General features: G+C 65.2%; 11 protein-coding genes. 3 read left to right on the plus strand and 8 right to left on the minus strand.

Features of this window, described 5'->3' with window-relative positions; genetic code table 11:
• Positions 1–192 precede the first annotated feature (192 nt).
• Positions 193–699, plus strand: coding sequence for a response regulator (locus tag JJ918_RS07605; RefSeq protein ID WP_271188157.1), 507 nt, complete (start codon positions 193–195; stop codon positions 697–699).
• A gap of 8 nt (positions 700–707) precedes the next feature.
• Here the strand turns inward: JJ918_RS07605 and JJ918_RS07610 are convergent, their stop codons facing one another.
• The 6 genes from JJ918_RS07610 to JJ918_RS07635 all read right to left on the minus strand — a co-directional run bounded on the left by JJ918_RS07610 (position 708) and on the right by JJ918_RS07635 (position 7,286).
• Positions 708–1,040 (minus strand): hypothetical protein, encoded by a 333-nt coding sequence (locus JJ918_RS07610; protein ID WP_271188158.1) that lies wholly within the window; start codon positions 1,038–1,040, stop codon positions 708–710.
• 88 nt (positions 1,041–1,128) lie between these two features.
• Positions 1,129–2,151, minus strand: coding sequence for a low specificity L-threonine aldolase (locus JJ918_RS07615; protein WP_291885369.1), 1,023 nt, complete (start codon positions 2,149–2,151; stop codon positions 1,129–1,131).
• A gap of 31 nt (positions 2,152–2,182) precedes the next feature.
• Positions 2,183–2,962, minus strand: a complete 780-nt coding sequence (locus tag JJ918_RS07620) for a hypothetical protein (RefSeq protein WP_291885373.1) — start codon at positions 2,960–2,962, stop codon at positions 2,183–2,185.
• A gap of 103 nt (positions 2,963–3,065) precedes the next feature.
• Positions 3,066–4,418: an alpha/beta hydrolase gene (locus JJ918_RS07625; protein ID WP_291885375.1), complete on the minus strand. Its 1,353-nt coding sequence runs from the start codon at positions 4,416–4,418 to the stop codon at positions 3,066–3,068.
• A gap of 43 nt (positions 4,419–4,461) precedes the next feature.
• On the minus strand, positions 4,462–5,067 hold the full coding sequence (locus JJ918_RS07630; protein ID WP_291885378.1) for a class GN sortase: 606 nt from the start codon (positions 5,065–5,067) through the stop codon (positions 4,462–4,464).
• A complete protein-coding gene (locus JJ918_RS07635) occupies positions 5,061–7,286 on the minus strand; it encodes a marine proteobacterial sortase target protein (RefSeq protein WP_291885381.1) in 2,226 nt (741 codons plus the stop codon). Before JJ918_RS07635 ends, JJ918_RS07630 begins: the two co-directional genes overlap by 7 nt.
• 285 nt (positions 7,287–7,571) lie before the next feature.
• Here JJ918_RS07635 and JJ918_RS07640 point away from each other — a divergent pair, with 285 nt between their 5' ends.
• Both JJ918_RS07640 and JJ918_RS07645 read left to right on the plus strand, forming a co-directional pair.
• Positions 7,572–8,777, plus strand: a complete 1,206-nt coding sequence (locus JJ918_RS07640; RefSeq protein WP_291885384.1) for a pyridoxal phosphate-dependent aminotransferase — start codon at positions 7,572–7,574, stop codon at positions 8,775–8,777.
• 118 nt (positions 8,778–8,895) lie between these two features.
• Positions 8,896–9,363 (plus strand): Dps family protein, encoded by a 468-nt coding sequence (locus JJ918_RS07645; RefSeq protein WP_291885387.1) that lies wholly within the window; start codon positions 8,896–8,898, stop codon positions 9,361–9,363.
• A 401-nt stretch (positions 9,364–9,764) separates the two neighbouring features.
• On the opposite strand, the gene JJ918_RS07650 is transcribed toward JJ918_RS07645, so the two are convergent.
• On the minus strand, positions 9,765–10,658 hold the full coding sequence (locus JJ918_RS07650; protein WP_291885390.1) for a LysR family transcriptional regulator: 894 nt from the start codon (positions 10,656–10,658) through the stop codon (positions 9,765–9,767).
• A gap of 69 nt (positions 10,659–10,727) precedes the next feature.
• Positions 10,728–11,912, minus strand: a complete 1,185-nt coding sequence (locus JJ918_RS07655) for a DUF547 domain-containing protein (protein WP_291885393.1) — start codon at positions 11,910–11,912, stop codon at positions 10,728–10,730.
• Between the last annotated feature and the right edge of the window lie 96 nt (positions 11,913–12,008).

The raw sequence follows: 12,008 nt of genomic DNA on the forward strand, positions 1-12,008 counted from the left end.
GGTCGGTTGCGACAGCCTTGGCGGTACTTGAAAAACACTAGCACGGATTAGGCGGTGCGCGGAGCGGCGAGACGGGGATGCGGCACTTCGGCACATCCGCGCGGTTCTGGCCAGCGCGGTCAAGACTTGGTTAAGGACGAATTGGCACTATCGCGGTGCACACCTGATTCACCGCGGCCTCCAAGAGATTCCATGTCCGGCAGCTTCGACCGTATCCGCGTCCTGATCGTCGAGGACAATGCGCACATGTCGACCATCCTGCGCACCATCCTGCAGGGGTTCGGCGTGCGCACGATCGTGGAGGTGCGCGATGCTGCTGATGCGTTCGAGACCATGCGCGACGTCAATCCGGACTTTGCCCTGGTCGACTACATGCTGGGCGATCTGAACGGGCTGGAATTCACCCGTCTCGTCCGCACCGCGTCGGACAGCGCCAACAAATATCTGCCGATCATCATGGTGACGGGCCACACGGACCGTTCGAAAGTGATCGAGGCGATCAATGCGGGCGTCAATGAATACCTGGCCAAGCCGGTACGCCCGGTCGACCTCTTCCACCGCATCACGGCGCTGATCGAGCGCCCGCGGCGTTTCATCAAGGCCTCGACCTATTTCGGTCCGGACCGCCGCCGCCGCCAGGATCCGCGTTACACCGGCCCGTGGCGCCGGTCGACGGATGAGGAAAAGGCCACGGGCTGAGACCGCGCTCAGGCTGCCGCATCCAGATCCACTTTCCGGTAGACCGAGAAGACGATGACCACGTCCTGGGCACCCACCGCCTTGCGCTTGCGGATGATGGTGCCGAAATCGGGATTGTTGACCAGATAGTCCGGTCCGATACGCACCAGTTCCTCGCGCGCGATCAGGGCAGTGTCACAGCTCAGAGGCGCACCGCATCCGGAATGGCAGGCCATGGCGTCGGCCTGTTCCAGCACCCCCGCCATGCGCGCGCCGGCAGCCCGGTCCGAAATCACCACCCGGCCATAGGGATCGAAGCCGAGCTGGTCCAGATCGAAGACGATACCGACATTCGCAGACATGGCGACCTCCCGCGTTGCACGCACAGGATGTACACCTTTTGTTCCGCCCGTTCAAGGGGAGGGAGATCCGGAAAATCTATCCGAAAATCTACGCCCGTGCTGCATCCAGCAGCGCGGAAACCTCGCTGGCCTGGGTGCACCAGCTGGTGACGAAGCGGCAGGAGCCGTCCGGCCACTGATAGAAGCGGGCTCCGGCCGCCACGAGACGGTCGCCCAGCGCTTCGGGCAGGCGGATGAACACCTCATTGCCCTGCACCGGATGCATCACCTCGACACCGTCGAGTGCATCGAGCCCGCCAGCCAGGGTCCGGGCATGGGCATTGGCGGTGCCGGCCAGGTCGAGCCAGAGATCATCCTTCAGCCAGGCTTCGAACTGGGCCGCAAGGAAGCGCATTTTCGGAGCCATGTGGCCTGCCCGCTTCTGGCGGGCCTGAAGCTCTTCGAACCGGTCCATGACGGAGGGGAAGAGGATGATGGCCTCGGCGCCGAGCGCGCCATTCTTGGTCGCCCCGAAGCACAACGCATCCACCCCCGCTCTCCAGGTCAGCTCGGCCGGCGTGCAGCCCAGCGTCACCAGCGCGTTGGAGAAACGGGCCCCGTCCATGTGAACGAAGGCCGGGCGGGCATGGATACGATCCGCCCGTTCGGCGACTTCGGCCGGCGTATAGGCCGTACCGCTTTCAGTGAGATTGGAGAGTGACAGCACGCGGGCCGGGCTGGAATGGACGAAGCCTTCGGGAATCTCGCCGAGTGCCCGGTCGAGCGCCTCGAGCGAAATCTTCGCATGGGCGCCGGCGAGGGGGATCAGCTTGGCGCCGCCGGTGAAGAATTCCGGCGCGCCGCGTTCGTCACGATGAATATGGGCCTCGTCATGACACAGGATCGCACCATGCGCCGGACACAGGGCTGACAGGGCGAGCGCATTCGACGCCGTGCCCGAGACTGCAAAGAGCAGCTTCAGATCCGTCTCGAAAATCGTCTTCAGGCGGGCCTCGACCCGGGCCGATATCTCGTCGGCGCCGTAGGAGGCGGCAAAGCCGGCATTGGCGGCGCCGATCGCCTCGATCAGCGCCGGGTGGGCGGGGGCAGTGGTGTCGGACAGGAAATTCATGGCCGCAATGGACGTTGCCTCCGCGATGGCGTCAATCGCCGAATGCCGGGTCCGGCACCAGCGGTGGCAGGCTGTCGCGCATCTGGTCGGCCGAGGAGGTCATGCGGCCCGTCGGATCGGCGAGCGTGGACTGACCCTCCAGGTCGCGCACGGGCAGGCCGCGGCCGGCATAGAGGGCGCGGATCTGCATGTCGGTCAGATTGGCGAAAGCGGCTTCTGCCTTGGCGATATTCTCAGGGCTGGCGAACTGCAGCATGGGCAGGCCCTCGGACGCGTCGCTGGGCGGGCAGCCAAGTGCGTCGCGATTGGCGTCCGATGTCGAGAGACAGAAAACATCCCGTACGACACCTCTGGCGCCACCACCATTGATGCCATTGGGAAGAGGCACGGCGTCGCCGATGAACTCGGTCGGCCGTTGCGGCGCGCCGCCACCACCGGCGGGCGTCTCGTCCTCTTCGACCTGTTCCTCGGGCTCTGCAGGGGCAGTCACCTCTGCGCGCTCTGTCGAAGGCGCGGGCGGGATGGCCTCCACGGTCTCGTCCGGCGGCTCTTCGGCGACAGGTTCCGGCGTGTCGGGTTCGGGCTGAGCGACCGGTTCAGGCTCCGGTTCCACAGCCTCTACGGGCTGTGGCGGTCGCGGCAGGGTCACGAAAACCACATCGATTGCGTCCGGTCGCTCAGTGGAGGCGAACCGGTGTGGCAACAGGATGAGAAGAAGCAGCAAAGCCCCGTTTGCGGCGATCGACAGCGCACCGGCGAGCAAGCGGCGGCGCAGGACCTCGGTCGGGGGCGCGAACAACGCTACGCCCAATCCAGCCTCCCTTCGGCCCCCGCCGTGACCCTAGGGTTACCCGAAACCGGACACGCGGACCAGTCAGGCCGGATGAAAATACAGCAAGCCCGGCGCGGGCCCGTTATTCCCTGTCGCGCGGATAAGTGAAGAGAATCGCCCGTCCGTGCGGGCCGGACAGCTCGCGATCGCCGATCCAGTCGACCAGCAGGTCGAGATAGCCGCCGGCATATCCGCTGCCCAGCCGCGGCTGACCGTCGGCGTCCGTCTCGACGGCGATAATGCCGTGCTCGGCGTCAGGAAAGACAGCCAAGTCTACCGGTATTCCGTCCGCCTGCAGTTCAAGCAGCATCTGCCGCGTGCTCTTCGGTGGGGCCTCCGTGTCTGCATCGCCCAGTACCCAGAGCAGGGGCACGTCGATCGCTTCCAGCGCGGGGCGCGGATCGTAGGTCAGGTCGTAGGGAAAATCGAGCATCTGCCGGAGGGCGCCCATCTCCGCATCCGGCGTCGAGGTCAGCAGGCTGGTGATGTCGCCGCCCAGCGCGTCGAACCAGGCTTCGCCCCGGTATTGCGCCTTCAGGGCCGCCAATTCTTCCATCCCGTCCTCGAAGCGCGAATTGGCAACCCGCATGACGGCGTGGTGCATCTGTTCGCCCAGCGCCAGTACGTCGGGGCCGTATCCGGCCGCTTCCAGGCTCTGGGCCACTTCCATGCGGTCCTCTTCCTGCATCGACACGGTGAGGCCGTAGGAGACGACCACAAAGTCGGTCTCGGTATATCCGGCGGCGAGCGGTGCAACCCAGCCCCCCTGGCTCTCGCCCATCACGCCGACCGGGATCCCGTCCACCCTGTTCGGCAAGGCGTCGACCATCGCGGCCATGTCGTGAGCCATGGTGACGATATCGGCTGTGAACGCGCCTGTGGACCGCCCGGTGCCCCGCTTGTCGAAGACCAGGACAGCGATGCCGTGCAGGGGAAGGAAATGTTGCAGGTAATTGTGGGCGATAGCGCTGTCCGGCCCGCTGCCATACTGGAGCACGACGACTGCTGCAGGCGAGGCGTCTGCCGGCATGACGAGTTCACCATAAAGGCGCGCCTCGCCGGACATGGCGGTAACGGGATAGGCGGGAAGGGTGATTTTCTCGCCCTGCAACGCCGTGCCATCCGTGTAAGTCAAACGAAGCCAGTCCTCTCCGCATTCGCCTGTCCGCGCTTCCAGTTCGACCGGTTCGCGTGCGGCCCAGCCATGGCCTGAAACATAGTGGTTCTCGCCATCGCGATAGAGGCGTCCGCTGCGGCCACTCTCGAACCGGTAGCGCAGATTGGGATCGTCGCTGGGCGTCAGGATGAGGCGCGATCCGTCGGACATGGCGTAGGCGCCGGCGTGACAGAATCCTGACGGCGGAGTCCATTCAGCGGCCGCCGGTGCGGCAAACAGAAGGGTGATGGCGGGCAGAAGGGGGCGAAGGCCGGGCATGGTCTCTCCTCTGGAAGCCCGACCATGATGCGTCCGGTGGCGCTTATGGATGCAGACCGGCTGTTTGCAGGTCCCCGGCCGGTTCAGCCCAGACCACATAGCGCAGCGGGCCGGGGGTGACGGCATCGAAGGGCCAGCAGGTCACCAGGGCCAGCCGGGCTGGCCCGCCATTGCCGGTCTCGATGCCGGAGCGGGCCGCCTCGACGATCTCGCTGCCGGTGACCCGGAAGGCGAGCGGCGGTGCGTCCGTCCGTTCGATGATGACGGTCTGGCCCGGTTCGACATGCTGCAGGAAGCGGAAATGCGTATCGCGATGGGCGGCGATCACCGAGATGCCGGGTTCGCCGGGCGTGGCGGACGCCGTGAGCAAGGAGGGGCCGAAGGCCAGGGCTTCGCCTCCGGCCTCGGCCAGCACGATGGCGTGTTCGCCCAGATCCGGAACGGAGAGCCGCGCCACGGGCCAGGTATCGGCCCAGGGCCATGGTGTGGGCGCGGACTCTCCGTCGATCGCACGGGCCCAGGCTCTTGCGAGCAGGGCCTGTGCAATTTCAGCCTTGGCGCCGATCCAGACACCCTGCCCGACAAGGGCGGTGCCGGCGGCAATCAGGGCCAGCGAGGCGGTCTTGGCGAACAGGGTGGGGTTCAGCATGTGGACTGCCTCCGCTGCGCCACCCGCCAGGCCAGGCCGGCGAGGGCCAGCAGGAGGCCCAGCAGGATCAGCCATTCTCGCGGTGTGGCGGTCGCCGGCAGAGCCAGACCCTCGCGTGCCCGCGCATCGCCGGCTGCCGGCGGCGTGCCGGGGGCGAGGCGGTCGATGAGGGCGGGGTCGAGTGCGGCGCGGTGCTGCCGCTCCGGACTGCGGTTCATCACGGCCTCGAAGTCCCAGCCGTGCGGCACCATCAGGGGAACATCGCGTGCGGCCAGAGCCTCGTCCGCCGGCCGCGCGGGCGTCACATCGACGGCCACGAGGCTGGTCAGGCGGGAGACGAGATGAAAGTCGAGCGCGGTCTGGAGGACTTCGGCATTGATAGCTTCGGGGCTGGCGCCCTGGTAGCGGAGCTCCTCGATTGCGCGGATCCGGTTGCGGGCCCACAGCGTGGCGATTCCGTTCGCGGGCCGGGCATCGGACAGGGACAGATCCGCCTGCCACAGGGCCTCACCCATCCGGCCTTCCAGCCGCATGCTGCCGGCCGGATTGTCGAGGCGGGCCGTCATCAGCACCGGTTCGCCATAGTAGAGGTCCGGCAGCGGCGCAGGCCAGATCTCGCTCAGCGCGCCTTCGGGGAAGAGCGCGTCCAGGTCGGTCATCACCGGGCGTTCCAGTGCCGCAAAGAGCGCGTCCATCGCGCCGGCGACTTCAGAGATATCGCCGATATGGGTGAAAGTGCCGCGGCCGGCGCGCGCTGCGCGGCTCATGAAATAGGTGTTGGGGGCCGAACCGATGCCGACCGGGAAGAGCCGCGACCGGCCCAGCCCGTCATGGATGGCGGCGAACAGCGCATCCTCATTGCCGATAGCGCCGTCCGTCAGGAAGACCACCTGGCGCACGCGCGCCGTGTCCTGCGGCGTGGCATCGACCAGGGCGGCCTGCATGGCAGGCAGCATCTCGGTGCCGCCATTGGCGTCGAGGCCGCGAACGAAGCGCCGCGCCCGGTCGAGATTGTCCCGGCTTGCGTCGACCGGCGCAGGAAAGACCTGTTCCATCGTATTGTCGAAACGGATGACGTTGAACCGGTCGCCGGGCTGCATGCGGTCGAGTGCGCTCAGCAGGGCCTGCTTCGCCTGGCGCATGGAGGCGCCCGCCATCGATCCCGAATTGTCGATCACGAACACCGTCTCGCGCGGCCGGCGCTGCGTGTCCGCGCCGAGCATGGCCGGTGGCAGGACCTGGGCGAGAAGATAGGTTTCGCCATTCAGAGTCTGTGTGAAGAGGGCGGCGCTGGGGCGGTCTTCCTCGGCCGGGCGCCAGGTCAGGACGAAGTCGCGATTGGCCGGCACCGGACCGTCGGCGAGCGATATCCGCGCATCGCCATCGCCCAGGTGCTCGACCAGGGTGGCGTGATAGAGGCTGGCGATCTCTCCCGGCACGAAACCCGGCTGCAGGCGGGCGGTGATGGAGACGGGCAGGCGCAGGGCGTTTTCCGGTTCGCCATCGGGGTGCATCAAGGGCGGCGTGATGCGGTGGGCGTCCGGCACTGCGGCCGGACGGTTGCGGCCTTCGGCGACAAATTGCGGTGCATCGGCCGGGATGTAGCGCGGCGTGATCGCCAGCGGCACGCGCAGCTCGAATGTGCCATCGGCGAGGCGGGCCACGTCCTGGTATTCGATCTGGACGATGATGGTTTCGCCGGGGCCGATATTGGCGACCGATGTGGTGAACATGTTGGGGCGTTCCTGCTCGAGCAGGCTGGCGCGCTGGCCGTTCGCCCGGGCTTCCTCATAGATCCGCCGCGCCTGGCGCCGTTCATGGATCTCGCCTTCGATGAAACGGTCGCCGATCTGCATGCGCAGCCGGTCGACGCCGGCATCGGCGGGTAGGGGGAAGACGTAAATTCCCTCGACCCAGGCATCCGACGGGTTCTCGAATCGCTGGGTCACCGTGGCGCGCGCGACCGGGCCGGCAATATCGAGCGCGATATCGGTCGCGACCAGCGGGGCAGGGATGTAGAGCCCCGCATCGACGGTGCGGATCAGCAGCGCGCTTTCCTCCATCTCCGAAAGACGGACCAGGCCGGCGTCCGGCGGGGCCGGCGCGTCGGCCCGGGCTTCTGCCCACAGAAAGAGCGATACGATAAAGACGGCGGCGGCCAGAACGAGCGCGAAACCGCCCTGCGAACCGGACCCGCGGCTGCGGTGTGTGGATGTCATCTGGATACTCCCCGAAACGCGCCGGCCGCCCCGCCTCTGCGAGGGTGCGGCAGGGGGCGGCCGGCCTCCCTGTCCGAGCAAACGCTGGACTGCGATCACGGATGCGGCAGGGCGGGAATGCGGCGATCAGGGGGAAAAGTAGGGCGATTGCGGGGCGGCTGAGCGGCCCCGGCAGCCATGCAAAAACGCTGCGCGGTTTTGGCGATACTGCATGGCTGGGCTATTGGCGGGCCCGGCAAGCCCGACTAGGGTCGTGTCTTCGCATACACGATCCGGGACACTGTCATGACCTTTACGCCCTCCGCTGCGCTGCAGCGCGTGCAACCCTCCGCCACGCTCGCCGTGACCCAGAAGGCCCGCGACCTGAAGGCGAAGGGCATTGACGTCATTTCGCTGGGCGCCGGCGAGCCGGACTTCGATACGCCGGATCACATCAAGGACGCGGCGATCGACGCGATCCGCCGCGGCGAGACCAAATACACGGCGGTCGACGGCATTCCCGAACTCAAGGACGCCATCATCAAGAAGTTCCGCCGGGACAACGGCCTGGAATACACGGCGGCCCAGGTGCATGTGTCCACGGGCGGCAAGCCGGTGATCTACAACGCGCTGCTCGCCTCGGTGAATCCGGGCGATGAGGTGATCATTCCGGCACCCTACTGGGTGAGCTACCCGGAAATGGTGAACCTGGTCGGCGGCACGCCGGTGCCGATCCGCGCCGGCATCGAGAGCCGCTTCAAGATCACGCCGGAACAGCTCGAGGCGGCGATCACGCCGAAGACGCGCTGGCTGATCCTCAACTCGCCCTCCAACCCGACAGGTGTCGGCTATACCGCTGCCGAGCTGAAGGCGCTGGCCGATGTGCTGCTCAAGCACAGCCATGTCTGGGTCATGACCGACGACATGTATGAGCACATTGTCTACGAGGGCTATGAATTCGCGACCATCGCCCAGGTCGAGCCGAAACTTTACGACCGCACCCTGACGATGAATGGTGTGTCCAAGGCCTATTCCATGACCGGCTGGCGGATCGGCTATGCCGGCGGGCCGCAGGCGCTGATCAAGGAAATGGGCAAGGTCGCCTCGCAGACCACGTCCAACCCCTGCTCGATCAGCCAGTGGGCGTCGGTCGCGGCGCTGAACGGCGATCACGGCTTCCTGGAAGCACGCAATGCGGCCTTCCTGCGCCGCCGGGACTTGGTGCTGGAGGCGATCAATGCGTCAGACGGTCTCGTTGCGCCGACGCCGGAAGGCGCCTTCTATGTCTTTGCTGACTGTTCCGGCACGCTCGGAAAGACGGCACCGGACGGAACGCGCATCGAGAACGACACCGATTTCTGCTCGGCCCTGCTTGAGGCAGAAGCTGTGGCGGTTGTTCCGGGTGTGGCCTTTGGTCTGGAGCCGGGTTTCCGGATTTCCTACGCGACGGATGATGCGTCGCTGAAAGAAGCCGGCCTGCGGATCCAGCGCTTCTGCGCTTCGCTGAAATAGGTATAGGCGAAGTTTATGGATGACCCAATTAATCCTCATTTGAATTATGGAGGTCAGGGGCTCATATAAGTGTCGATGCCGCGGCCCGGCCGCACGCGAACCACAAATGGAGAACACAATGAGCATCAATATGGGTCTGTCCGAAACGCAACGCGAAACCATGGCCAAGGCCGTGACGGCCGTTCTGGCCGACACTTACGCGCTCTACTTCAAGACGCACGCCTATCACTGGAACGTCACGGGCCCGCGCTTCCACGATCTGCACGGCCTGTTCGAAGCCCAGTACAACGAGTTGTGGACCGCGACGGACGAAATCGCCGAACGCATCCGCGCCCTCGGCCTTGTCGCGCCGCGCACCTACAACGAGATGGCCGAAGCCGCCTCGATCAAGTCCGGCGGCGAGGAAACCCAGGCCAATGACATGCTGAAGGATCTGGTGAAGGGCCATGAGGCCGTCGTCGCCACGATCCGCAAGGCGCTGTCCCTGGCGGACGAGAATAATGACGAAGCGACGGCCGATCTGCTCGCGCCGCGCGTGACGGCGCACGAGAAGGCGGCGTGGATGTTGCGCTCCACCGTCGGCTGATACGCCAAACCCCATGCCATGGCGCCAGGTTCACTGGCGGAAGAGACACTCCGGAGGCCCCGCTTCCGGGGTGTTTTTTGTTTCGGGCACAAAAAAGCGCCCCGGTCCTGAAGAACCGGGGCGCCAGAGAAGTTTGCGGGCGGGGTAGCCCGAAAAGGGTAGGCGCCGGACCCGAAAGGGGAGGAGACGGGGTCCGGCGCGAAGTGCATACCGTATGGGGAGGAGACGGGTATGCAAAACTCAGATGGGGGATCTGAGAGCGCGACGTCGCCGCCGCGTTGGCAAGGCTTATGCCGCAGTTGCGAAATAGCGACCAGAGCCATGCAGGCATGTCGGCCATGCAGAAACGCGGCAAGAACACATTCTTGCCATGCATTCCGGCCGATTTGGTCACAGTGTGGTCAGCTCTGCCAGCGGCGGGCCTGTTCGATCAGGAAATCGCGGAAGGCGACAATGCGCCGGGAGCCGCGCAGCTCGCTGGGATAAACGAAATAGACTTCGAAATCGGGGCCGACCAGATCGGGCAGGACGCGCTCGAGGCGCGGATTTTCTCGCGCGACATAGTCGGGCAGGGCGGCTATCCCCATGCCGGCCTCGACGGTCTTCATGACGCCATAGATCGTGTTGACCTCAACGACGGCCGGGCGTGGCGGCGCGTCCGGTTCGCGGCCGGCCTTGGCGGCCCAGTCCAGTCCCGGGATCGGGGCCAGCTGTGGCGGGCCGTAGTGGATGATGGAATGATCGTCGAGGTCCTCGGGCGTCTGCGGCCGGCCATGACGTTCGAGATATTCGTGGCTGGCATAGAGGTGCTGGCGCACGGCCAGCAGCTTGCGCTGGACGAGATCGTTCTGCGTCGAAGCCCAGGGACGGATGCCGACTTCGGCCTCAAGCCCGGCGAGGTCGAGTTCGTGATCGTCCAGCATCAGCCGGATACGGATATTGGGATACTGGTCGTGGAATTCCGACAGGCGCGAGGCGAGCCAGATCGCGCCCAGCGCGGTCGGTGCCGTTACCTTGAGTTCGCCGGAAGGTTCGTCGCGGGCGTCATGAACGCGTGCCTCGGCGACGGCCACCTTGCCGTGGATCTCGCGGGCGGCCTCGTAAAGCAGATTGCCCGGCTCGGTCGGGATCAGACCGCGCGCATGGCGGTGGAAGAGGGTGACGCCGAGATCGTCCTCCAGTGCCGCGATCTGCCGGCTGACGGCCGATTGCGACAGGCCCAGTATTTCGGCGGCACGGGTCAGCGACCCGGCCTGTGCAGCGGCGTGGAAGGTTTTCAGCTTGTCCCAGTCCATGCCCTGCGTCTCCCCGGAATCGGCATCTCCCGGGGGCAGTCTATCTGTATGGGCACAAATCGCGAGGTGTTATTCGCTGTCGTCGGGGCTGTCGATCTCGGTTGGCTCAAGCCGGAGCTCATTGCCGTTCTCGTCGGTGGGAATATCGACCGTATAAACCTCGCCGTAGCGGCCCTCGCGCATCAGCTCGATCCGGCGTTCCTGAACGGCATTGAGAAGGACGAGTGCGTTCGACGGCAGTGCTGTGGAGCAGCTTGTGCCGGCAGCGACAATGCCTGATGACGGATCCGGGGAGCCAGAATACATCGTTGCAGCGCCGCCCGGACCGACGCACCGCGTCGAACCGTTGATCAGATCAGCGATGTGCCAGTCCTCGATTGTTGCGTAAACGGGGCGACCCGGGGCCAGTTGTTCGGCTGTATCCGCATTGGCAAATACCGACAGGTGGGCCCGCAGGTCATTGTCGAAGTCGGGAAAGAAGTGCGCAGCTTCCTCATAGAGATGCGAGACGCGCAGTTCGCGCCGGGCAACCTCGACACCGCGCAGTGAATTGATGAATTCCTCGGCATTCCGGTCGAGTTGGGTCCAGACGCTATCCCCATCGAAAGCCGTGCGCGAAATTTCCGGACCGCCGATTGCACCGTTGAAGAAACCGTAGATCACCCGCGGATCATCCCACTGCCGGTAGACGATTCTCAGGCGGATATCGTTGAGGCTGAGGGGGACGCCGGCGATATTGAGAATTTTGGCCTCGAACAAGTTCTCGTTGGTACCGTAGGCCTCCTGCCGATTAACTCGAGTGAGGGGATAGTTGAGCATGATCTGCTCAATCACTGCTACATTATGGAGGTTCAGCCAGTAGGCCAGCTGTTCATTGCTCGACAGCGTGGCCAGATCGACGTGGCCAGGTAGCGATTCGAGGTCCTGCCGGTAGGCCGAAATCGCCTCCTGATACTCATCGGACATCAGATGGTAGGCGACGCGGTTTGCCTCGAACCGATAGCGCGACTCGTTGGCGGTGGAGATCCGGGTGCCCGTATTGACCGCGCGGAGCCGCTCCGGCTCGCGATCCATCACCGGTACGTTCAGGACGATATCATACAGCAGATCAGTCCAGATTTCGTAGTCGACATGGCGGCTTGAGTTGTCATCGTATCGGGAAAACCGGGCCAGTTCGGACGATGAAACCTGCGCGGCAGCGCTTGTCGTTCCGAGCAGTACCGCAGACAGGCCGACCAGAAGTGCGCGTTTCATGTCGTAATCCTCCAAACTAGCGTACTGCATCCATAGGGTGTCGTGGTTTGGCGGGAGCTTACGTACTTATGACTCAATGTTAAGGGGGAAGCGTGA

Source organism: Maricaulis sp. (assembly GCF_017642925.1).
Taxonomy (GTDB): Bacteria; Pseudomonadota; Alphaproteobacteria; order Caulobacterales; family Maricaulaceae; genus Maricaulis.